Genomic DNA, 22,269 nt, shown 5'->3' on the forward strand with positions numbered 1-22,269 from the left:
TTCCGGGCTTTCACCTGGGCCTACAGTGAAGCGTGCGCATCGACCGGGCCATGTTCCACGACACCTTGCTCGCCGTGGTGCTGGCGGCGGCCTCGGTCGGGCTCTTCCTCTCTTCCGACTCGACCTGGCTGGAGCCCGGCGGGCTGCCGATCGACGGGATGCGGGGCGCCGACCCGGGCGGTGCCGTGCTGGTGGCGCTGGCGTGCGCGCCGGTCTCGGTGCGCAGGCGCTGGCCGCTGGCGGGTCTGTGTGCCGGGCTGGTGCCCGAGACGCTGCTGACCTCGCTCGGCTACGGCTCCGGCGCGGCGGGGGTGGCGACGCTGGTGCTGCTCTACTCGGTGGCGTCCTACCGCGGGCTGGCCATGGCGCTGTGCGCGCTGCTGATGTCCTTCCTCGCCTACGCGCGGGCCGGGACGGCGACTCCGATCACGGGCCGCAACTGGAGCGAGCACCTGGTGGTGCTCATCGTGCTCCTGGCGGTCTGGGGGGCCGGGCGGAGCCTGCGGCTGCGCCGCGCCTACCTGGAGGAGCTGAAGGACCGTGCGGCCCGGCTGGAGCGCGCCTCCGCGGCCGACACGCGGGCCGCGCGGGCCGAGGAGCGCTCGAGGATCGCCCGCGAGCTGCACGACGTCGTGGCCCATCACGTGAGCGTGATGACGGTGCAGGCGGCGGCCGCGCGCCGGGTGCTCGCCTCCGATCCCGATCTGGCGCGCGAGGCGCTGTCGGCGATCGAGCACACGGGCCGGATGGCGATGACCGAGATGCGCAACATCGTGGGCGTGCTGCGCACCGACGCCCGTGCCGAGCTGGGGCCGCAGCCGGGGATGCAGGACCTGCCCGCGCTGGTGGAGCAGATGCGGGAGGCGGGGCTGGCCACGCGGCTGTCGGTCGAGGGCGATGCCCGGCCGATCCCCGCCGGGGTTGATCTGGCTGCCTACCGGCTGATTCAGGAGGGTCTGACGAACAGCCTGCGGCACGCGGGTCCGGGCGCCAAGGCCGTGGTGACCGTACGACATGATCCGCGTGAGCTGGACGTGCGGGTGGAGGACGACGGGCGGGGGGTGACGGGCCTTTCCGGGCAGCCAGGGCATGGTTTGGTGGGCATTCGTGAGCGAGTTGCCCTCTATGGTGGAATCCTCAGCATCGGTCCGCGACCGGGGGGCGGTTTCGAGGTGCGTGCGAGGTTTCCGTTGAAGGACTCACCATGACGATCAGGGTGCTGCTGGTGGACGACCAGCCGCTGCTGCGCACCGGGTTCCGCCTGATACTCGAGGCCGAGCCCGACCTCACGGTGGTGGGGCAGGCCGGTGACGGCAAGGACGCGCAGGAGCAGACGCGGGCGCTGCTGCCCGACGTGGTGCTGATGGACATCCGGATGCCCGGGGTCGACGGCATCGAGGCGACGCGCAGGATCGTGCGCGAGGCGGCGCCGACGGCGCACGTGCCGAAGGTGCTGGTGCTGACGACGTTCGACCTGGACGAGTACATCGTGGAGGCGCTGCGGGCCGGCGCGTCCGGGTTCCTGCTGAAGGACGTGCCGCCGGACGAGCTGGTGCAGGCGATCCGGGTGGTGGCGGCGGGCGACGCGATCGTGGCGCCGAGCGTGACCCGCCGACTGCTGGACCGGTTCGCGAAACGGCTGCCGTCGGCGTACGAGCAGGCGACCCCGGCGCGGCTCGACCGGCTGACCGAGCGGGAGCTGGAGGTGCTGCGGCTGATCGCCAAGGGGATGTCCAACGCGGAGATCGCCAGGAAGCTGGTGGTCAGCGAGACGACCGTCAAGACGCACGTCGGCAATGTGCTCACCAAGCTGGGTCTGCGCGACCGCGTGCAGGCGGTCGTCCTCGCCTATGAGAGCGGCCTCGCCACGCCGGGCGGCGTTTCCTGATCTTCACGGTCGGCGGCGGGGAGCCGCCGACCATGCCCGGGCTACGCGTCAGGGTGTCGCGGCGGCCGTCTTCGTCGCCGGTTCGGGGGCGTTCTCCGGGAAGTGGCAGGCCACCTGGTGTCCGCTGGCGAGCTCCTCCAGCGGCGGCTCGACCGTCTTGCAGATGTCCTGGGCCTTCCAGCACCTGGTGTGGAAGCGGCAGGCCGGGGGCGGGTTGAGCGGGCTCGGCACGTCGCCCGTCAGCCTGATGCGGTCGCTCTTCGCGCGGGCCTTGGGGTCCGGGATCGGCACCGCCGACAGCAACGCGTTGGTGTAGGGGTGCATGGGGACGCTGTACAGGCTCTTGCGGTCGGCTATTTCCACGATCTTGCCGAGGTACATGACCGCGACCCTGTCGCTGATGTGGCGGACCACCGACAGGTCGTGGGCGATGACCACGTAGGTGAGGTCCAGCTCGTTCTGCAGGTCTTCCAGGAGGTTGACCACCTGGGCCTGGATCGAGACGTCGAGCGCGGAGACCGGCTCGTCGGCGATGATCAGCTTGGGCTTCAGCGCGAGCGTGCGGGCGATGCCGATGCGCTGGCGCTGGCCGCCCGAGAACTCGTGGGGGTAGCGGTTGTAGTGCTCCGGGTTCAGGCCGACCAGTTCGAGGATGTCCTGGACGGCCCTCTTGATCCCGTTCTCCGTCTGCACACCCTGGATGCGGAACGGGGCGCCGACGATGGTGCCGACCGTGTGGCGGGGGTTGAGCGACGAGAAGGGATCCTGGAAGATCATCTGCATGTCGCGGCGGAGCGGCCGGAGCTTGCCCTGGCGCATGTGGGTGATGTCGCGGCCCTCGAAGACGATCTTGCCCGCGGTCGGCTCCAGCAGCCTGGTCACCAGGCGGCCGGTGGTGGACTTGCCGCAGCCCGACTCCCCCACCAGGCCGAGCGTCTCACCCTTGAACACGTCGAAGCTGATCCCGTCGACCGCCTTGACGGCCCCGACCTGCCGCTTGAACAGGCCCTTGGTCACCGGGAAGTGCTTCTTCAGGTCCTGGACGGAAAGAAGCGGCTCGTTCGTGGTGGTCACTGCGTCTCCAGCACTGGCTTGACTTCGTTCTCCCACAGCGTCCGCCGCTGGGTCCTGCTCAGGTGACAACGCACCAGGTGGCCCGGGTCGGTCGGGGCCAGGGCCGGCACCTCGGCCTTGGACTGGCCGTCGGTCTGGTCGGCGTAGGGGCAGCGGGGGTGGAAGGCGCAGCCCGACGGCACGTTGATCAGTGACGGCGGGGTGCCCTTGACGGGCAGCAGCCGTTCGGTGGGCTCCCGGTCGAGGCGGGGCATCGAGCCCAGCAGGCCCCAGGTGTAGGGGTGCTCGGGCCGATAGAAGATGTCGTCGGCCGAGCCGTACTCGATGCACTTGCCCGCGTACATGACCAGGATGTCGTTGGACAGCTCGGCCACCACGCCCAGGTCGTGGGTGATGATGATCAGCGCGGAGTTGAACTCGCGCTGCAGGTCACGCATCAGGTCGAGGATCTGCGCCTGTACGGTCACGTCGAGCGCGGTGGTCGGCTCGTCGGCGATGAGCAGCTCGGGGTCGCACGAGAGCGCCATCGCGATCATGGCGCGCTGGCGCATGCCGCCCGAGAACTCGTGCGGGTAGGAGTCGACCCGGCGCTTGGGCTCGGGGATGCCGACCCGGCCCAGCATGTCGATGGCGTGCTTGCGGGCCACGCCCTTGGACACCTTGTGGTGGATGCGGTACGCCTCGACGATCTGGTCGCCCACCGTGTAGAAGGGGTGCATCGACGACAGCGGGTCCTGGAAGATCATCGCCATCTTCCGGCCGCGCAGCCGGCGCACGTGCTCCTGCGAGGCGGTGACGAGGTCTTCGCCATCGAGCCAGATCTCGCCGGAGACGTGCGCGTTCTTGCCGCGGTGCAGGCCGAGGATGCCGAGGCTGGTGACCGACTTGCCCGATCCGGACTCGCCGACGATGCCCAGCGTCTTGCCGCGTTCGAGGCTGAAGGACAGCCCGTCGACGGACTTGACCACGCCGTCGTCGGTCGAGAAGTGGATCTTCAGGTCCTTGACGTCGAGAAAGGCGCTCTCGCTCACGTCAGCCTCACTCTCGGGTCAACCACCGCGTAGAGCAGGTCGACGATCAGGTTAGCCAGGATGATGAAGCTCGCCGCGGTCAGCGTGACGCCCATCACCTGGGGAAGGTCGTTGTTGTTGATGGCGTCGACCGCGTACTTGCCGATGCCGGGCAGCGAGAACGTGCTCTCGGTGAGCACGGCGCCGCCGAGCAGCAGACCCAGGTCGAGGCCGAACATGGTCATCACCGGCGTGAGCGTGGCACGCAGGCCGTGTTTGACCACCACCATGCGTTCGGGCAGTCCTTTGGCCCGTGCCGTGCGGATGTAGTCCTCCGACATGGTCTCCAGCATGCCCGCTCTGGTGAGCCGGGCATAACCGGCGGCGTACAGAAAGGCCAGCGTCACCCACGGCAGGATGAGGTTGTTCGCCCAGGTGAGCGGGTCTTCCGAGAACGGCACCCAGTCGGCGACGTCGCCGACCAAGCCGAGCTGGTCGCGGAAGATGGCCAGCGACACGATGCCGGTGAAGAAGATGGGCAGCGACACGCCCGCCAGGGCTATGCCCATCGAGAGGCGGTCGAAGAAGCTGCCGCGGCGCAGCGCCGACAGCACACCCGTCGAGACACCGAACACCACCCACACCACGGCCGCGCCGAGCGCGAGCGACAGCGTGATCGGCAGCCGGTCGAGCAGGTCGGGCAGGACCGGGTTCTGGGTGATGTAGGAGTAGCCGAAGCACGGGGCGGGGCAGTGCTCGACGCCGGGACCGTAGTTGCGGTCCACGCCGAGGAAGATGCCCTTCACGAACCGCCCGTACTGCACGACCAGTGGGTCGTTGAAGCCCAGCCTGACGGCGGCCTCGTGGATCATCTGATCGTTGGCGGCCTTGCCCACATAGCGGGAAGCGAGGTCGTCAGCGGACATCCCGGCGAGCCGCGGGACGAGAAAGAAGATGGCGAACGTCGCGATGCTCACCACGAAGAGCAGCATGACGGCCGCTATCAACCGTCTGATGATGTATGTGGCCACTGATCTCGGCTATGGCGGCCGGGCCTTGTGGGCCCGGCCGCCGAAGCCTTCACCTGCTTTCGACGAACGTTCCGGAGGTCTTCCCGGACCGGGTTACTGGGTGCTGAGCGTCAGGAACTCGTACATCCCGAAGTTCTGGCTGATGAACGCGTTCTTCAGCGTCGGCGGCCGGTAGAACAGGCCGTGCGCCCAGACGTAGGGCAGGATGAACGCGTCGTCGCTGACCTTCTTGTCGACCGAGGCCCAGATCGCGTTGCGCTTGGTGGCATCCTGCTCCGCAGCGGCCTGGTCGATCAGCTTGTCGATCTCCGGGTCCTTCACGCCGAGGTTGGTGTTGCCCGCGGCACGGATGACGCGGCTGTCGACGATCTGCTGGAAGAAGCCGAAGCCCTCGGGGTAGTCGGCGCCCCAGCCGTAGACCATGAGGCCCAGGCCGTTCTTCTTGGCGAAGTCGGGCTTGCCGGCGTACAGCTTGAAGTAGTCACCCTGCGGGAAGCCCTTGACCTCCAGCTTGATGCCCACGCGGCCGAGCGACTGCTGCAGCGACTCGGCGGTCTGCTTCTCCGCCGCGCGCTCGACGCGGAAGGAGATGGTGGTGCTGAAGCCGTCGGGCTTGCCGCAGGCCTTCAGCTCTTCCTTCGCCTTGTTCACGTCGCCGCCGGGGTTGGCCTCGACGCCGTAGAGGTCGTTCTTCTCGTAACCGGTCATCTTCGACGGCATGAGGCTGAGTGCGATCTCACCGCCGGCGTCGGGACCGCCGTAGGCGCCCTGGATCGCCGAGCGGTCGGCCGCGTACATCACGGCCTTGCGGCAGTGGATGTTGTCGAGCGGCGGCACGTCGGCGTTGAGGTTGGTGAACCAGGTGCGGTCGAGCGGCGCGGAGTCGGCGTACTGCTTGACCTTGTCGTCCGTCAGGACGGTCTTACGGGCGTTGGCCCCGACACCGGTGCTGTTGATCTTGATGTCGATCTTGCCCGAGAGCAGGCGCTGGTCGAGGTCGTCCTCGTTCTGGCCGAGCAGCACCTCGATCGAGTCGTTGAGCTGCTTGCGGTTGGGGTCGGTCGCCGCGTCCCAGTTCGGGTTCTTGACCAGCTCGATGCGCTTGCCGAGCTCGTGGGCCTTGAACATGTACGGGCCGGTCGAGACCGGGTGCTCCTTGTACTTGGTGCCCGTGTCCTTGGCCGCCGGCACCGGGGCCGTCGACGGGAGCATGGCGAAGTAGTCGAAGCCGCCGTACGCCTTCTTCAGGTGGAAGACGATGGTCTGGTCGTCGGGCGTTTCGACGCCCTTCCAGGAGTCGAGCTTGTCCTTCATCTTGTACGGGCCGGTGTAGTCGCCGTTGTCGAGCCAGTCGTTGAAGTAGGTCGGGCCGCTGGGCAGGATCTCCTTGTCCAGCGAGCGGGCCACGGCGTACTTCACGTCCTTGGACGTCACCGGGGTGCCGTCCTCGAACTTCACACCCGCGCGCAGCTTGTACGTCCAGGTCTTGCCACCGTCGGTGGCCTTGCCGAGGTCCTCGGCCAGGTCACCGACGAGCTGGAGGCCCTCCTCGCCCGGCACCGGCTTGAACATGGTCAGCGCGCGAGTGTAGAGCCGGGAGAAGTTCCACGCGTAGCCGTAGTACTGGTCACCAGGGTCAACCGAGTCGAAGTCTCCCGGCATGCCCATGTGCAGCGTGCCACCCGTCTTGGTGGACGGGTTGACGACCTGCGTCACTCCAGCGTTGTACTGGCTGGCGGGCGCCTCGGCGGTGTCACCGCCGTTCTTCTTGGTAGAGCCGCCACCGCCACCACAGGCGGAGACGACCAGGGCAAGAGCAGCGGTGATCGCGACCGCCGACGCCGTGGATCTTATCTTCATCGACCTGACACACCCCTTGTATCTAGGAGTACAGAAATTGCGGATAACTCACGAGGTCATCGAGCCTTGGGATCGAAGGCGTCCCTCAGGCCGTCACCGAGCAGGTTGAACGCCAGCACGGTGACGAAGATCGCGAGACCGGGGAAGACCATGTAGTTGGGCGCCACTTGGTAGTTGTGGACCGCGTCAGCCAGCATGCCTCCCCACGTCGGGGTCGGTGGCCGCACACCCACGCCAAGGAAGGACAACGCGGCCTCGAACAGGATGTTCGACGGGATGAGCAGCGTCGAATAGACCAGGATCGGGGCCAGCAGGTTCGGCAGGATCTCCTTGAACAAGATCACGTGGTTGCGCGCGCCCAGGCTCCTGGAGGCGTCGACGAACTCCCGCTCACGCAGAGACAGCGTCTGACCTCGAATAATACGCCCTATGTAGGGCCAGTTGAAGAAGCCGATGATGAACACGAGCAGGCTGATCCTCAGCGTGTCCCCGGACATCCCGAACGCCTTGTCGGGGATCACCCCGCCGAGCGCCAGCGCGAACACCAGCAGCGGGAAGGCGAGGAAGATGTCCATGAGCCGGCTGATGACCGTGTCGACCCAGCCGCCGAAGAAGCCGGCGATCATGCCGAACACAGTGCCGAGCACCACGCAGAGCAGCGTCGCGAAGAACGCGATGAGCAGCGAGACGCGCGCGCCGTAGAGGACCCGGCTGAACAGGTCGCGGCCCGTGGTGGGCTCGACGCCGAACAGGAAGTCCGAGCTGATGCCGCCGAACGTGCCGAGCGGCGCCTGGATGGCCGGGTCGATCTTCTCCCGGTGCCATTCCGCCGGTGGGTGGCCGAGCCACGACACCAGCAGCGGCGCGAAGATGGCGGCGAGGATCAGCACGACGATGACGATCCCGCCGATCATCGCGATCTTGTCGCGCTTCAGCCGCATCCATGCGATCTGGCCAAGGGAGCGCCCTCGGATGACTGAGGAGTCCGCGCCCTCCAGAACGGTTTCCGGTCCGGCTTCTATCGCCGAGCCCGGAACATCGAGCGGTGCGGTCATGCCAATAGCCCCCTGGATTCCAGACGACGTCGTCCGTGTGGGCGCGGTCCCGATCAGGTTAGTGCGCCGCGCTGGTGAAGTCGCTAGTCGCGGCCTCAGGAGGCAGAATCTATGGCCTGAGCTGGTATGACCAGTCCCCCAGGGCCCGATGTGGCTTAACTGTGATTGACGCGAAACTCATTCGTATCGATCTTGAGGTGAATGTCTACACGCAGTCCCGGTTAAGTCTCGGAACTGTGACACACCTCGGATCAGCTGATGCCACGGCGCTTGAGAATATCCTCGATGTCGGAGAAGTCGTCGTCGTTGTTCTTCTTGGCCGCCGTTACGGCGGGCTTTCCTGCAGGCTGGCCCGTTGCCGGCCCGGCCTTCTGCCCCGCTATGGGACGTTGCTGGGGCGCGCTCGGCGTCTCCGCTCCCTTGCCCGGTTTCTCGCCCCGCGCCAGCCGCAGCTTCCGGCCCCGGATGAACCCGGACACCACGAACAGCACCACGGCCAGACCTGTCACCGCGACGCCCGACCAGACCACCGGATTGAAGATCAGGCTCGTGACGAAGCCCACGACGGTGGTGCCGATGGTCCACAGCGCCTGCAGCGCACCGGTCAGGTAGGCGGCCACGGGGAGCAGCGCCCACGCGGCCACCCTCATTCCGGCCGCCGCGCCTCTGCGCCGGAAGGTCAGGAAGCTGAGCACCAAGCCCGCGATGGTCACACCGGCGCACAGCGGCAACCACGCGATCTGATCGAAAGTCATTCCGCCGCCCCTCTGTTATTGACTACGCTCCCATCCTGACACGCCCCACCCCGCACCGCCCTCCTCCCCAAGTACCGCCCCCACCCTGACCCAGGTACCGCCCCCACCCTTAGGGGTCCTGCTTTCGTCCCGCTGGTTTCTCATGTGCGGCGAGGGACTCCTGCTCGGCAGAGCCCTCTTGTGCGGCTCAGGATTCTCCCGTGCGACCAGGTTCATTTGCACAGCTCAGGGGTCTTTTGTGCGTCGGGGGACTTTTGTGCGTCAGGGGTCTTTTGCGCGACAAGGTTCCCTTGTTCGTCAGGGTTCTCTTGTGCGGCCAGGTTGTCTTGTGCGGCTCAGGCTTTTCTTTTTTGTACGGCAAGCCTGGGGCACCCGCCACCCGCCGAACAGGGCTGAGGGCCTCCAGGAATACGCCCTCTGACCCCGCACGTGGCCGGGCGCCGTTACGTGCGATTCTTCTGTTTATCCAGGTCGTCAGCCATGGCATTCAGTGGATCAACGCGCTCAGGGTGGGGACCGTGACCTCGGTCAGCGAGGAGACCACCAGGCGGCCGGGGGCCGGGTCGATGGGCAGGAGGCTGGGGACCGCCACGACCGCGCAGCCCGCCGCCGTGGCGGCGGCGACGCCGTTGGGCGAGTCCTCCAGGACGACGCAGCGCACCGGCTCGACGTCCAGCAGCGCGGCGGCCGTCAGGTACGGCTCGGGGTCGGGCTTGGTGCGGGTGACGTCGTCGGCCGTCACGATGGCGTCGAACCGGTCACGGCCGACGGCCTTGAGGACCGCGTCGGCGATCTCCCTGAGTGACGAGGTCACCAGCGCGACCGGGATGCCTTCCTCGCGTACGGCGTCGAGCAGTTCGGCGGCGCCGGGCATCATCTCCACACCGTCCACCAGGCGGGCCACCATGCCGTCGATCATCCACTCGCGCAGGTCCTCCGGCGTGACGGACGAGCCCGAGACGGCGAGCATGTAGTCGACGGTGCGTTCCATGGAGCCGCCGACGAGGTGCACCTGGTGTTCGGGCGTCCACTCGGCGCCGAGGCGCGCCATCACCCCGGTCTCGATCTCCAGCCACACCTTCTCGCTGTCGACCAGCAACCCGTCCATGTCGAAGAAGACGGCTTCCATGCATTCCCCCGATCGGTTCACGTACGGCACCGCGACGGCACCCCGTCAGGCCATTCTCACCACCGACGAGAAGATCGCCGACGCCGGGGCACCCCCGGCGTGAACGAACGCGAGACCCAAGGCGGGGCCTGGCGCACGGGCATCCCCGCCACGCCCCCAGCCCCTCGCCGCGCCAGGACACCACCCGTACGAGCAACCCTCGCCACGCCCCGACGCCGCCCCCACGCATGGCCTGGAGGTCTCCCGGTCAGGTGTCCGAGAGAGCTTGAGAGGTGTCCGGAGAGTCCGGGAGGCCGTCCCTGAGGGCGGCTCGGGGCCGGTCTCAGACGTTGAAGTACTTCGCCTCCGGGTGGTGGGCCACCAGGGCCGAGGTGGCCTGCTCCGGGTGGAGCTGGAACTCCTCCGACAGCGTGACCCCGATCCGCTCCGGGTCCAGGAGCTGGAACAGTTGCACCTGGTCCTCGAGGTTGGGGCAGGCCGGGTAGCCGAAGGAGTAGCGGCAGCCCTGGATGTTGACCTTGAGCATGTCGTCGAGCGACTCCCCGCCCCCGATCCCCCACTCGGCGCGCACCCGGGCGTGCCAGTATTCGGCCAGCGCCTCCGTGAGCTGCACCGACAGCCCGTGCAGCTCGAGGTAGTCGCGGTAGGCATCCTTGGCGAACAGCTCGGCCGTCGCCTCGGAGATCTTGCCGCCCATCGTGGCGATCTGGAAGCCGACCACGTCCACCTCGCCCGACTCGCGCGAGCGGAAGAAGTCGGACAGGCACAGGTGCCGGTCGCGGCGCTGGCGCGGGAAGGTGAAGCGGGTGCGCTCGTCTCCGGCCTCGTCGAGGATGATCAGCGAGTCGCCGTCGCTGACGCACGGGAAGTAGCCGTACACGACCGCCGCCTCCAGCAGCCCCTCGGTCTGGATGCGGTCGAGCCACATGCGCAGCCTCGGCCGTCCCTCGGTCTCGACGAGTTCGTCATAGCCGGGTCCGTCGCCGCCGCGCGTGGGCTTGAGGCCCCACTGCCCGAGGAACAACGCCCGCTCGTCGAGGAAGGCGGAGTAGTCGCTCAGCGAGATGCCCTTGACGATGCGGTCGCCCTGGAAGGGCGCCACCGGCACCCGGTTGTCGGCGGCCACGTCGGAGCGGGCGGGCAGCGCCTCGACCGGTGTACGGGTCAGGACGGCGCCGGTCTTGACCCGGCGCTCGCGCAGCGGCGGCAGCGTGGCGCCGGCGACGCCGCGCTTGACGGCCATGAAGGAGTCCATCAGCCGCAGCCCCTCGAAGGCGTCGCGGGCGTAGCGGACCTCGCCGGCGAACAGCTCGGCCAGGTCCTGCTCGACGTAGGCGCGGGTGAGGGCGGCGCCGCCGAGCAGCACCGGGTAGCGGTCGGAGATGCCCCGGGAGTTCATCTCCTCCAGGTTCTCCTTCATGATGACCGTCGATTTCACCAGAAGTCCGGACATGCCGATGACGTCGGCCTTCTGCTCGTCGGCCGCCTCCAGGATCGCGGAGACCGGCTGCTTGATGCCGAGGTTGACCACCTGGTAGCCGTTGTTGGACAGGATGATGTCGACCAGGTTCTTGCCGATGTCGTGCACGTCGCCCTTGACCGTGGCGAGCACGATGCGGCCCTTGGTCTCGCCTTCGACGCGGTCCATGTGCGGTTCGAGGTAGGCGACGGCGGTCTTCATCACCTCGGCCGACTGCAGCACGAACGGCAGCTGCATCTGCCCCGAGCCGAACAGCTCGCCGACCGTCTTCATGCCGTCGAGCAGCACGTTGTTGATGATCTCCAGGGCGGGCCGCTCCGCCAGACCGGCTTCGAGGTCGGCCTCCAGCCCCTTCTTCTCGCCGTCGATGATGCGCCGCTTGAGCCGCTCCCACAGCGGCAGCGCGGCCAGCTCCTCGGCCCTGCCCTGACGCATGGCCGTGGCGTCGACGCCCTCGAACATGTCGATGAAGCGCTGCAACGGGTCATAGCCCTCGCGGCGGCGGTCGTAGACCATGTCGAGCGCGACCTGGCGCTGCTCGTCGGGGATGCGCGACATCGGAAGGATCTTGGAGGCGTGCACGATGGCCGAGTCGAGCCCGGCGTTGACGCACTCGTTGAGGAACACCGAGTTGAGCACCATGCGCGAGGCCGGGTTGATGCCGAAGGAGATGTTGGACAGGCCCAGCGTGGTCTGCACGTCGGGGTAGCGGCGCTTGAGCTCGCGGATGCCCTCGATGGTCTCCAGGCCGTCGCGGCGGCTCTCCTCCATGCCGGTGGCGATGGTGAAGGTGAGGCAGTCGACGATGATGTCGGACACCTGCATGCCCCAGTTGGCGACCAGGTCGTCGATGGTCTCGCTCGCGATGCGCACCTTCTCGGCGGCGGTGCGGGCCTGGCCCTTCTCGTCGATGCACATGACCACGACGGCGGCGCCGTGCTCGCGTACGGCCATCATCGTCTTGTGGAAGCGTGAGTCGGGGCCGCGCCCGTCCTCGTAGTTGACCGAGTTGACCACCGCGCGCCCGCCGAGCATCTCCAGCCCGGCCCGCAGCACCTCGGACTCGGTCGAGTCGAGCATGATCGGCAGCGTGGAGGCGGTGGCCAGGCGGAACGCCAGCTCCTTCATGTCGGCCACGCCGTCGCGGCCCACGTAGTCGACGCACAGGTCGAGCAGGTGGGCGCCGCCGCGAGCCTGCTCGCGGGCCATCTCCACGCAGTCGTCCCAGCGGCCTTCGAGCATGGCCTCGCGGAAGGCCTTGGAGCCGTTGGTGTTGCACCGCTCGCCGATCGCCAGGTAGGAGGTGTCCTGGCGGAAGGGGACGGTCTGGTAGAGCGAGGAGGCGCCCGGCTCGGGGTGCGGGCGGCGGGCGGGCGTCTGCCTGCCACGCACGCGGTCGACGACCTGGCGCAGGTGCTCGGGAGTGGTGCCGCAGCAGCCGCCGACCAGCGACAGGCCGTAGTCGCGGGTGAAGGTGTCGTGCGCGTCGGCGAGCTCCCCGGCGCTGAGCGGATAGTACGCGCCGTCGGAGGTCAGCACCGGCAGCCCCGCGTTGGGCATGCACGAGAGCTTCAGCCGGGAGTGCCGGGCCAGGTAGCGCAGGTGCTCGCTCATCTCGGCCGGGCCGGTGGCGCAGTTGAGGCCGATCATGTCGACGCCGAGCGGCTCGATCGCGGTCAGCGCGGCGCCGATCTCCGAGCCGAGCAGCATGGCGCCGTTGGTCTCGATCGTCACCTGGGCGATGATCGGCACGTCGCGGCCCGACTCCTCCGCGGCCCGCCTGGAGCCGACGACGGCGGCCTTGACCTGGAGCAGGTCCTGGCAGGTCTCGATGATCAGCGCGTCGGCGCCGCCCGCGATCAGGCCCGCCGCGTTCTGCCGGTAGGACTCGCGCAGGTTGTGGTAGGGCAGGTGGCCCAGCGTGGGCAGCTTGGTGCCGGGGCCCATCGAGCCGAGCACGAAACGCGGCTGCTCGGGCGTGGACCAGTGGTCGGCCCGCTCGCGCGCGATCCTGGCGCCCGCCTCGGAGTATTCGAAGACCCGCTCGGAGATGTCGTACTCGCCCAGGGCCGCCAGGTTGGCGCCGAAGGTGTTGGTCTCGACGCAGTCGACGCCCACGGCGAAATAGGCGTCGTGGACGCCCTGCACGATGTCGGGACGGGTGACGTTCAGCACCTCGTTGCAGCCCTCGTGACCTTCGAAGTCGTCGAGGGTGGGGTCCTGGGCCTGCAACATCGTCCCCATCGCCCCGTCGGCGACGATCACTCGCTGGGACAGGACTTCGCGAAAGGACGGGGAGCTGCTCATGGCGTAGAGCTTATCGGCTGCCGCCGGACGGGTTCATCGGACGGCTGTCCTGCCGGAGAGACTATTGATTCCATGTCCAATAGGGGTTTTCCATGGCATGTCGCCCACCGCGCCTCCTGCGACGTGCTGATCGTCCACACCACCGCCGGCGGCCGCGCCTGACCCTTCGCTGCGCCGCCTCCGCTCACTCCGCGTCAAGGGCTGACGCGGAGCGCACCTGACTCGACGGTGGCGGCCTGAACAGGCGATCTGACAGTGCCCGGCCCGTCACCGCGTGACAGCGTCTGACCGGTCACTCCGTGACGATGCCTGATCGTCGTTACTCCGTGACATGACCGCCTCCTCACCGCATAGGCTTAGCTGGATGGCGAAGAGAGGAGGCGACACGTGATCGAGTTCGAAAGGCTCCCCGAGCTCGTCGACCCGGTGCTCATAGCCGCGTTCGAAGGGTGGAACGACGCCGGCGAGGCATCCAGCGGTGTGATCGCCCACCTCGAGTCCGCCTGGAAGGCGGAGCCGCTCGTCGAGCTGGATCCCGACGACTACTACGACTTCCAGGTCACCCGGCCCGTCGTGGAGATGGGCGACGGGCTGACCCGATCGATCATCTGGCCGACGACGCGGCTGCTGCGCGCCCGCCCGCCGGGCGTCGAGCGCGACGTGGTGCTGCTGCGCGGCATCGAGCCCAACATGCGGTGGCGGTCGTTCTGCGCCGACATCATCGAGGTCTGCCGCGAGCTCGGCGTCGAGCTGGCCGTGATGCTGGGCGCGCTGCTCAACGACTCGCCGCACACCCGCCCCGTGCCGATCCTGGGCAGCGCCACGGACGAGGACCTGGCCCGCTCGACCCAGCTGGAGCTGAGCCGCTACGAGGGCCCCACGGGCATCGTGGGCGTGCTGCAGCAGTCGTTCGGCGAGGCCGGCCTCAACGCCGTCTCGCTGTGGGCGTCGGTGCCGCACTACGTGGCCCAGCCGCCCAATCCCAAGGCCACGCTGGCACTGCTGCGCCGCCTCGAAGACCTGCTGGAGATCCCGATGCCGCTCGGTGAGCTGGACGAGGAGGCCCGCGCCTGGGAGAACGGCGTGGACGAGCTCGCCTCCCAGGACAGCGAAGTGGCCGAATACGTCAAGGAGCTCGAGGAGCGCAAGGACGCCGCCGAGCTGCCCGAGGCCAGCGGAGACGCGATCGCCGCCGAGTTCGAGCGCTACCTGCGGCGCCGGGACCGCGACACTGACAGCTGACTCGAAGCCTTTTTGCCGAATTTTCTGGAAGTTTCGAGTAATAATCAGGAACCGTACAAGCTTGCACCGAGTTGGAACCCCAGGACCGGCTGGTCGAGAGGCTCCGGTCGCGAATGCCACGTTGAACCTACCCATGTGACCGCGCACGTTAGGCCAACCATGGCGACTTCCCACGTAGACCCGCACCAGAGGAGTCAGGACACCCGGCGACGCATCCTGGAGATGGCCCTCTCCCTCAGGGAGGACCGCCCCGGCGGCTCGGTGGACCATTTCCTCGCCCTGTTGCAGGACCGGCTCCCGCTCTGGCTCAGCATCCTGCACGAACTCTCCCACCGCATCGGCAGAGGCAGCGTCGGCGACAACCTGCTGCCCATCGTGCGAGCGGGCATCGACTACTACACCGATGTGCAGGGCGCGGCGATGCCCGCGTTCACCTCGCCATCGGTCACGGTCCGCTTCCGGCAGGCCATACGCGATCACGGGCTCGGCCCGATGGGAGAGATCCTCCCGCTGGCCACCTACCTGGAGGGCGAGCAGCGCCTCGGACGGGTGGCCGCCTCCGTCGACCCGGAGGCCACCGCCCGGCTGCTGCTGGCGGGGTGCTTCCACCACGCCTACATCGAGATGTTCATCGGCGCCGACGCGGGACCGTCCCGGGACGCGAGCGCCCAGGAGATCATCCGCGAACTCCGCCTGGAACCCGTGCCCGCCTGACGGTCGAGGAGGCCACGCTCCACCGATCTAGACCTTCCTGAGCACCACCATCTCGCTGCGATGGTCCGCGCCGATCGGCTCCCACGCGGCGGGCCGGATGCCGCCGGCCATGAGCGTGGCGCCGTACCAGCGGGAGCCGTCGGCCTCCAGCTCGTACAGCGCCTCCGGGTCCAGGCCGGTCAGCCGCAGCCGGCGCGGCCCGCGCTTGGCGTTGCCGAGCGGGTTGTAGACGAACACCACGACCTGGTCACCCAGCACGTACTGCACCGCCGAGCGCTCCTGCCCCGGCGTGCCGGCCAGGCGGTACTGCAGCCCGTGCTGCACGGTCGGGCGCACCCGCTTGTACTGGGCGATCAGCTCGGCCGCCGCCTCCAGCTCGCCGGAGGTCCACTCCGGCAGGTTCCCCCCGATGCCCAGCACGCCGGCCATGGCCACATGGAAGCGGTAGCGCAGCGGCATCGCGCGCCCGGTGGTGATGTTGGGCGAGTCGGTGACCCAGGCCGACATGGCGCTGGCCGGGTAGAGCTGGGAGAACCCGTGCTGTACGGTCTGCCGGTCGCGGGCGTCGGTGTTGTCCGACGGCCAGACCTCGTCGGTGTAGCGCATGATCCCGAAGTCGACCCGCCCGCCGCCGCCCGCGCAGGACTCGATCCGCAGCCCGGGACGGCGCTCGCGCAGCAGCCCCATCACCCGGTAGACGCCGCGCGTGTGCTCGATCCAGACCCGGTCCTGGGCCGCCTCCCGCTCCGGCCAGCCCGCCTGGGTGAACGGGCGGTTCATGTCCCACTTGAGGTAGTCGAGGCCGAGCTCCGTGACCAGCCGGTCGAGCCAGCCGAGCGCCCACTCGCGTACGTCGTCGCGGGCGAAGTTGAGCACGAGTTGCTGGCGTTTCTCGTCCCGGCGCCGGTGCTCCATGTGCAGGGCCCACTCCGGGTGCGCCCGATAGAGCTCGCTCTCCTTGCTGAGACCCTCCGGCTCCACCCACAGCCCGGCGCGCATCCCCAGGTCGCGGATCCCGTCGAACATGCCGCCCAGCCCCTCGGGGAAGCGCTCACGGTGCGGATGCCAGTCACCCAGTGAGGTGGTGTCGTCGTCGCGCCCGCCGAACCAGCCGTCGTCGACCACGAACAGCTCGACGCCGAGGGCGGCGGCGGTCTTGGCCAGCTCGAGCTGGTGCGCCTCGGTGACGGCGAACGCGGTCGCCTCCCACGAGTTGTACAGCACCGGCTGCTCCTCCAGAGGGGTGGGCAGCACGTGCCTGCGGGCGTACTCGTGCCAGGACCGGCTGGCCGCGCCGAACCCGCCATCGGAGTAGAGCCCCAGCACGGGCGGCGCCACGAGCTCCTCCCCCGGCGCGAGCGTCCAGCGCACCCCGTCGTGGCCGAAGCCCCCCGAGACGCAGACCCCGCCCTCGGGCCGGTGCGTGGTGGTCAGCCGCCAGCTCCCGCTCCAGGCCAGGGCGACGCCCCAGACCTCGCCGTGCTCTTCGGTCGCCGCGCCCGCGTCGATCATCACCCACGGGTTCGCCGTGTGGCTGGTGACGCCCTGGCGGCTGGTGAAGACCAGCTCACCGACCGGCAGCGGCCCACGCTGGAGCTGCAGTTCCTCGGCCCACGCGCCGAAGACACCGCTGTGGCGGTAGGCCGCCGCGTCGGGGATGAACCAGTTGCCCGAGTCCAGCCGGGTGACCACGACCTCGGTGCCGGAGGAGCCGCATCGGACGGTGGTCCAGCGCTCGATGACGTCGGTGTCGTCGCGTACGCGGACCGACAGCACCACCTCGAACGGGTGGTAGGCGTCGGCCAGCACGACATCCAGCCGTTCGGCCCCGCCGCCCTCGTCGTGGACGCCCGCCTCGACCAAGCGCGGCTCCAGCGAGCGCGCGTGGCCGAACGTGACCTGCAGGGAGGGCGAGCCCCACCGCGTGCCGCCGTCCACCGGCAGCAGTTCCTCGATCTCGGCGGGCGTGGAGAAGCTGCTGACGTGCCTCTTGGGCAGGCAGGTGACCTGGCGGGCGGCCTCCGGCGTGAGTCTCGGGCCCCAGTACGTCTGCCGTGGCGCGGCCTCCCCGGTGAGCGGGTCGACCTCCACGCCGATGACGTACGTGGAGGCGGGCGTGGTGATCGCCCAGTGGTGATCGTCGAGCGGGATTACAGGCATCGGCGTCCCCCGAGCAGCTGGATCAATCAGGCGGCTGGAGACTAACCCGAATTAGTGCACACGGTCAATGAAAGATCTCTGGGCATACCCCGTTTCTGTGATTCGTGCCACTCATTTACTTGACAACATGAACAAAAGGGGCCAACTATGGGCCCCGTGTTCTCACAGACCTCCAGCGATCCTGTGCGGCTCACCGACGCCATGCGATCCGTGTTCGTCGAGCTGCTCGTGCATGGCCCCTTATCCAGAGCGGAGGTGGCCAGGCGACTCGCCCTGTCACCGTCCGCGCTGACCAAGCTGACCAAGCCGTTCCTCGAGGCGGGCTACCTGCTGGAGGCCAGCGGCGAGGGCCCGGCCACCGTCGGGCGGCCGTCGCAGCCGCTGCAGGTGGACGCCTCGCGCATGTCGTTCGTCGGCATCAAGCTCACCGCCGACGAGCTCTTCGCCGTCCGCACCGACCTTTCGGCCACCGTGCGGATGGAGACCTCCAGGCCGCTGGTGAACCACGAGATCGACCACGTTCTCGGCCAGATCGTCGAGGTGGTCGAGGAGCTGACCGTGCCGGGGCGGCCCCTGTCGGCCGTGGGCATCAGCCTGGCCGGCACCGCCACGCCGGACGACCCCGTCGTGCACACCTCGCCGTTCCTCGGCTGGAGCCAGCTACCGCTGGCGACGCTGGTGGCGGAGGCCGTGTCCGTGCCCACGGTGCTGGAAAACGACGTGCGGGCGCTGACGGCCGTACAGCAGTGGTTTGGCGAGGGCGTGGGCCACTCGTCGTTCGCGCTGGTCACGGTCGGGGCGGGCCTCGGCTGCGGGCTCGTCGTCGGCGACCGCCTGGTCACCGGGCAGTCGGGCGCCACAGGGCTGATCGGCCACCTGCAGATCGACGACCGCGGCCCCATGTGCGAGCGGGGCCACCACGGCTGCGCCCGCGCGTACGCCACCTCCCCCGCCATCCGCCGCTCGATCGCCATCACGCTCGACCGGCCCGAGCTCACCTTCGACGACTGCCTTGCCATGGCGGCCGACGGCCACCCCGTCGCGCGCCGCGTGCTGGACGAGGCCGGGGCCGCCCTGGGCCAGGTGGTCGCCACCATCGCCAACATCGCCGGACCCGAGCTCGTCGTCCTGTCCGGCGAGTCGGTCCACATGTACGACGTGTGCGCGGAGTCGTTCCACACCGCGCTCGCCCGTCACACGCACTGGACGGCCACCCCCGTACGGGTGGCCGTCAAGCCCTTCGCCTTCAACGAGTGGGCCAGGGGAGCGGCAGTCACCGCTCTCCAGCATCTGTTGTTGCACCGCTGATCAACCGCCGGCGGGCACTAGTGAGGTCTAATGACCAGTGATACCGTCCGCGCCGCCCCCCGCATCACGCCCGGGACAGTGCCCAAGATCCCTCCTCCACTCCGACGCCGCCTGGGCGACCTGCCCGTCGCGGCCATGTTCGTCCTCCCGGCGGCCATCGGCTTCGCCGTCTTCTACCTCTGGCCCGCCGCCCGCGGCGTGTACCTGAGCCTGACCAAGTACAACGTCCTCACCCCGCCGCGCTTCATCGGGCTGGACAACTACGAGCGGCTGCTCGGCGACCACCTGTTCTGGAACGCTCTGAAGGTCACCGGCGAGTACGTGCTGATCAACATCGGCGCGCAGACCATGATCTCCATGCTGCTGGCCGTCCTGCTGTACCGGCTGACCAAGTCGATGCTGGTACGCGGGATCGTGCTGCTGCCCTACCTCGTCGCCAACGTGGTCGTGGCCCTCGCGTGGTTCTGGATGCTCGACTTCCAGCTCGGCGTGGTCAACAACGTGATCGAGTGGCTGGGCTTCGACCGGGTGGCGTTCTTCGGCTCGGACTGGGCCATCCCGACCATCGCCGCGATCAACACCTGGCGGCACATGGGCTACACCGCGCTGCTCATCTTCGCCGGGCTGCAGATGATCCCGCCGAGCGTGTACGAGGCCGCCGCCATCGACGGCGCCTCGGAGTGGCGGACGTTCTGGCGGGTCACGCTGCCGCTGCTGCGCCCGGTCATGGCGCTGGTCATGGTGCTGAGCGTCATCGGATCGTTCCAGGTCTTCGACACCGTCGCCGTCACCACCGGGGGCGGACCGATCAACGCCACCAGGGTCATCTACTTCTACATCTACGACCAGGCGTTCAACCGGTTCAACTTCGGCTACGCCGCCGCGCTGTCGTCCGTGTTGTTCGTGCTGCTCGCCGGGATCGCGTATCTGCAGTTGCGCCTCTCGCGGGCGGGCGAGTCCGATCTGAGGGGGGCCTGATGGCCTCGATCCGCTGGGGCCGGGTGGCGGGCTGGGCCGTGCTCGTCGTGGTCATGGCGGTGACGCTGTTCCCGTTCTACTGGATGCTGCGTACGTCCTTCTCCAGCACCCGCGCGCTGGCCGGAGGCGCCGCGGACCTGCTGCCCGTCGACTTCACGCTGGGCGCCTACCGCCGGGTGCTGGGCCTGTCGAGCACCGCGGAGGCGGTGGCCGAGGGCGGGTCGAGCGGCACGGTCAGCTTCTGGCTCTACCTGCGCAACTCGATCGTCGTCTCGACCACGATCACGGTCGGGCAGGTCTTCTTCGGCTCGATGGCCGCCTACGCCTTCGCGCGGCTGCGCTGGCCGGGCAGGAACGCCGTCTTCACCCTCTTCGTCACCGCCCTCATGGTGCCGCCGATCTTCACCACGCTGCCCAACTTCGTGCTGGTCAAGGAGCTGGGGCTGCTCAACACCTATCTCGGCATCGTTCTGCCGCAGTTGCTCATGACCCCGTTCGCGGTGTTCTTCCTGCGGCAGTTCTTCCTCGGGATCAACGCCAGCGTGGAGGAGGCCGCGCGCCTCGACGGGGCCGGGCACGTACGGACGTTCTTCCGCATCATCCTGCCCATGAGCCGGGGGCCCATCGCCACGCTGGCCATCCTCACCTACATCACCAGCTGGAACGACTACTTCTGGCCGCTGCTGGTGGGCAAGGCGGAGAACGTCCGGGTGCTCACGGTCGCGCTCGGCATCTTCCGCTCCCAGACCCCGCAGGGCAGCCCCGACTGGGCCGGGCTCATGGCCGCCACCCTCTTCGCCGCGCTCCCGATCATGGTGCTGTTCGCCGTGCTCGGCCGCCGCGTCATCGACTCCATCGGATACACCGGCGTCAAGTGAACGCCGTCCCCCCATCACAGAAGGTTGATGTTGTGAAGCATTGTCTTGCTGCCGCCTGCGCGGCGGCGCTGCTGCTGACCGGATGCGGTGCCGACAAGGGCGGCGACACCCCCGCCGCCGCCGCCGGTCCCGCCACGATCGACTACTGGCTCTGGGACACCGCCCAGCAGCCCCAATACCAGGCCTGCGCGGACGCCTTCCACAAGGCGAACCCCCAGTACACCGTCAAGATCACCCAGTACGGCTGGGACGACTACTGGAACACGCTGACGACCGGGTTCGTCTCCGGCACCGCCCCGGACGTCTTCGTCAGCCACCTGTCGCAGTACCCGCAGTTCGCCTCCCAGGGCCAGCTCCTGCCGATCACCGACCAGGTCAAGCGGGACAAGGTGGACCTGTCGATCTACCAGGACGGCCTGGCCGACCTGTGGGTGACCAAGGACGGGCAGCGCTACGGGCTGCCCAAGGACTTCGACACCGTGGCGGTGATCTACAACACCAAGAAGGTCAAGGAAGCCGGCCTCAAGCCGGCGGAGATGGCCGAGCTGAGCTGGAACCCTCAGGACGGCGGCACGTACGAGAAGGCCATCGCCCACCTCACCGTGGACAAGAACGGCAAGCGCGGCGACGAGCCCGGCTTCGACAAGAAGCACGTGGCCACCTACGGCCTCGGCCTGAACGGCACCGGCGACGCCTTCGGGCAGACCGAGTGGAGCATGTACGCGATGAGCAACGGCTGGAACTACGCCGACAAGAACCCGTGGCCCACCCGGTTCAACTACGCGGACCCGAAGTTCAAGGAGACCATCAAGTGGGTCACCTCGCTCATCGACAAGGGCTACATGCCGAACCTGGACATCGTCTCCTCGGGGGTCGGCCAGATCGACGCGTACGGGGCGGGCAAGTACGCGATGGTCACCGAGGGAAGCTGGAACACCAAGACCTACTGGGCGCTCAAGGACGTGAAGTCGGCCCTGGCCCCGACCCCGATCGGGCCGACGGGTAAGCGGGCGAGCCTGTTCAACGGCCTGGCCGACAACATCTCGGCGAACACCGACAACCCCGACGCGGCGTGGGCGTGGGTCAAGTTCCTCGGCTCGCCGGCCTGCCAGGAGGAGATCGTGGCCAAGCAGGCCATCGTGTTCCCGGCCATCAAGACGGCGACGGTCAAGGCGGAGCAGGCCTTCTCCGACGCCGGCATCGACGTCAAGCCGTTCACCACGCACGTGGAGAACGGCACGACCCACCTGGCGCCCATCGCCGAGCACTGGGCCGAGATCAAGGCCACCATGACCGAGACCATGGAGTCGATCTTCGCGTTCAAGAGCGACGTCAACGCGCTCGACCAGGCCAACGCCACCATCAACGGCCTGTTCGGCTGACTCTGGGACGCATGGATC

General features: G+C 68.5%; 17 protein-coding genes. 8 read left to right on the forward strand and 9 right to left on the reverse strand.

What is annotated here, in order from left to right; genetic code table 11:
• The first annotated feature begins 32 nt into the window (after positions 1-32).
• Both AB0F17_RS20055 and AB0F17_RS20060 read left to right on the forward strand, forming a co-directional pair.
• On the forward strand, positions 33-1,208 hold the full coding sequence (locus AB0F17_RS20055; RefSeq protein ID WP_358024892.1) for a sensor histidine kinase: 1,176 nt from the start codon (positions 33-35) through the stop codon (positions 1,206-1,208).
• Positions 1,205-1,888 (forward strand): response regulator transcription factor, encoded by a 684-nt coding sequence (locus AB0F17_RS20060; RefSeq protein WP_358024894.1) that lies wholly within the window; start codon positions 1,205-1,207, stop codon positions 1,886-1,888. Before AB0F17_RS20055 ends, AB0F17_RS20060 begins: the two co-directional genes overlap by 4 nt.
• 48 nt (positions 1,889-1,936) lie before the next feature.
• On the opposite strand, the gene AB0F17_RS20065 is transcribed toward AB0F17_RS20060, so the two are convergent.
• The 8 genes from AB0F17_RS20065 to metH all read right to left on the reverse strand — a co-directional run bounded on the left by AB0F17_RS20065 (position 1,937) and on the right by metH (position 13,589).
• Positions 1,937-2,962 carry a dipeptide ABC transporter ATP-binding protein gene (locus AB0F17_RS20065; RefSeq protein WP_358024896.1) on the reverse strand — a complete coding sequence of 342 codons (1,026 nt, stop codon included), beginning with the start codon at positions 2,960-2,962 and terminating at the stop codon, positions 1,937-1,939.
• Positions 2,959-3,993, reverse strand: coding sequence for an ABC transporter ATP-binding protein (locus AB0F17_RS20070; RefSeq protein WP_358024898.1), 1,035 nt, complete (start codon positions 3,991-3,993; stop codon positions 2,959-2,961). The genes AB0F17_RS20065 and AB0F17_RS20070 overlap by 4 nt, the downstream gene beginning before the upstream one ends.
• Positions 3,990-5,003, reverse strand: a complete 1,014-nt coding sequence (locus AB0F17_RS20075) for an ABC transporter permease (protein WP_358024900.1) — start codon at positions 5,001-5,003, stop codon at positions 3,990-3,992. Before AB0F17_RS20075 ends, AB0F17_RS20070 begins: the two co-directional genes overlap by 4 nt.
• Positions 5,004-5,096: 93 nt before the next feature.
• Entirely contained in the window at positions 5,097-6,863 is a 1,767-nt protein-coding gene (locus AB0F17_RS20080; RefSeq protein WP_358024902.1) for an ABC transporter substrate-binding protein, read from the reverse strand.
• Positions 6,864-6,919: 56 nt separating this feature from the next.
• Positions 6,920-7,918: an ABC transporter permease gene (locus tag AB0F17_RS20085; protein ID WP_358024904.1), complete on the reverse strand. Its 999-nt coding sequence runs from the start codon at positions 7,916-7,918 to the stop codon at positions 6,920-6,922.
• A gap of 251 nt (positions 7,919-8,169) precedes the next feature.
• Positions 8,170-8,673: a cellulose synthase gene (locus tag AB0F17_RS20090; protein WP_358024906.1), complete on the reverse strand. Its 504-nt coding sequence runs from the start codon at positions 8,671-8,673 to the stop codon at positions 8,170-8,172.
• 487 nt (positions 8,674-9,160) lie between these two features.
• Positions 9,161-9,802 (reverse strand): HAD family phosphatase, encoded by a 642-nt coding sequence (locus AB0F17_RS20095; RefSeq protein ID WP_358024908.1) that lies wholly within the window; start codon positions 9,800-9,802, stop codon positions 9,161-9,163.
• Positions 9,803-10,124: 322 nt separating this feature from the next.
• Entirely contained in the window at positions 10,125-13,589 is a 3,465-nt protein-coding gene (gene metH / locus AB0F17_RS20100; protein ID WP_358024910.1) for a methionine synthase, read from the reverse strand.
• Positions 13,590-13,976: 387 nt separating this feature from the next.
• Between metH and AB0F17_RS20105 the strand changes: the two genes are divergently transcribed.
• Together AB0F17_RS20105 and AB0F17_RS20110 are read left to right on the forward strand one after the other, a co-directional pair.
• A complete protein-coding gene (locus AB0F17_RS20105) occupies positions 13,977-14,831 on the forward strand; it encodes a PAC2 family protein (RefSeq protein WP_358024912.1) in 855 nt (284 codons plus the stop codon).
• A gap of 222 nt (positions 14,832-15,053) precedes the next feature.
• A complete protein-coding gene (locus AB0F17_RS20110) occupies positions 15,054-15,545 on the forward strand; it encodes a hypothetical protein (protein WP_358024914.1) in 492 nt (163 codons plus the stop codon).
• 27 nt (positions 15,546-15,572) lie between these two features.
• On the opposite strand, the gene AB0F17_RS20115 is transcribed toward AB0F17_RS20110, so the two are convergent.
• Positions 15,573-17,705, reverse strand: coding sequence for an alpha-galactosidase (locus tag AB0F17_RS20115; RefSeq protein WP_358024916.1), 2,133 nt, complete (start codon positions 17,703-17,705; stop codon positions 15,573-15,575).
• A gap of 156 nt (positions 17,706-17,861) precedes the next feature.
• On the opposite strand from AB0F17_RS20115, the gene AB0F17_RS20120 reads away from it, so the two are divergent.
• From AB0F17_RS20120 to AB0F17_RS20135, 4 genes are read left to right on the forward strand one after another with little or no spacing between them, the layout of a single operon-like run.
• Positions 17,862-19,013, forward strand: a complete 1,152-nt coding sequence (locus AB0F17_RS20120) for an ROK family transcriptional regulator (RefSeq protein ID WP_358024918.1) — start codon at positions 17,862-17,864, stop codon at positions 19,011-19,013.
• Between the two features lie 30 nt (positions 19,014-19,043).
• Complete coding sequence (locus AB0F17_RS20125) at positions 19,044-19,991, forward strand: sugar ABC transporter permease (RefSeq protein ID WP_358024920.1); 948 nt, start codon at positions 19,044-19,046, stop codon at positions 19,989-19,991.
• Positions 19,991-20,869: a carbohydrate ABC transporter permease gene (locus AB0F17_RS20130; protein ID WP_358024922.1), complete on the forward strand. Its 879-nt coding sequence runs from the start codon at positions 19,991-19,993 to the stop codon at positions 20,867-20,869. The genes AB0F17_RS20125 and AB0F17_RS20130 overlap by 1 nt, the downstream gene beginning before the upstream one ends.
• A 32-nt stretch (positions 20,870-20,901) precedes the next feature.
• The gene (locus AB0F17_RS20135; protein WP_358024924.1) at positions 20,902-22,251 is read left to right on the forward strand and encodes a sugar ABC transporter substrate-binding protein; all 1,350 of its coding nucleotides are present in this window, start codon (positions 20,902-20,904) and stop codon (positions 22,249-22,251) included.
• Positions 22,252-22,269 lie beyond the last annotated feature (18 nt).

Source organism: Nonomuraea sp. NPDC026600 (assembly GCF_040638335.1).
In the GTDB taxonomy this organism is placed as follows: domain Bacteria; phylum Actinomycetota; class Actinomycetes; order Streptosporangiales; family Streptosporangiaceae; genus Nonomuraea.

Bases quoted from the DNA above. Each gene is read 5' to 3' on its own strand.
- AB0F17_RS20060 (WP_358024894.1), top strand. From the start codon at position 1,205: ATGACGATCAGGGTGCTGCTGGTGGACGACCAGCCGCTGCTGCGCACC.
- AB0F17_RS20080 (WP_358024902.1), bottom strand. From the start codon at position 6,863: ATGAAGATAAGATCCACGGCGTCGGCGGTCGCGATCACCGCTGCTCTT.
- AB0F17_RS20085 (WP_358024904.1), bottom strand. From the start codon at position 7,918: ATGACCGCACCGCTCGATGTTCCGGGCTCGGCGATAGAAGCCGGACCG.
- AB0F17_RS20090 (WP_358024906.1), bottom strand. From the start codon at position 8,673: ATGACTTTCGATCAGATCGCGTGGTTGCCGCTGTGCGCCGGTGTGACC.
- AB0F17_RS20095 (WP_358024908.1), bottom strand. From the start codon at position 9,802: ATGGAAGCCGTCTTCTTCGACATGGACGGGTTGCTGGTCGACAGCGAG.
- metH (WP_358024910.1), bottom strand. From the start codon at position 13,589: ATGAGCAGCTCCCCGTCCTTTCGCGAAGTCCTGTCCCAGCGAGTGATC.
- AB0F17_RS20110 (WP_358024914.1), top strand. From the start codon at position 15,054: ATGGCCCTCTCCCTCAGGGAGGACCGCCCCGGCGGCTCGGTGGACCAT.
- AB0F17_RS20115 (WP_358024916.1), bottom strand. From the start codon at position 17,705: ATGCCTGTAATCCCGCTCGACGATCACCACTGGGCGATCACCACGCCC.
- AB0F17_RS20125 (WP_358024920.1), top strand. From the start codon at position 19,044: ATGACCAGTGATACCGTCCGCGCCGCCCCCCGCATCACGCCCGGGACA.
- AB0F17_RS20130 (WP_358024922.1), top strand. From the start codon at position 19,991: ATGGCCTCGATCCGCTGGGGCCGGGTGGCGGGCTGGGCCGTGCTCGTC.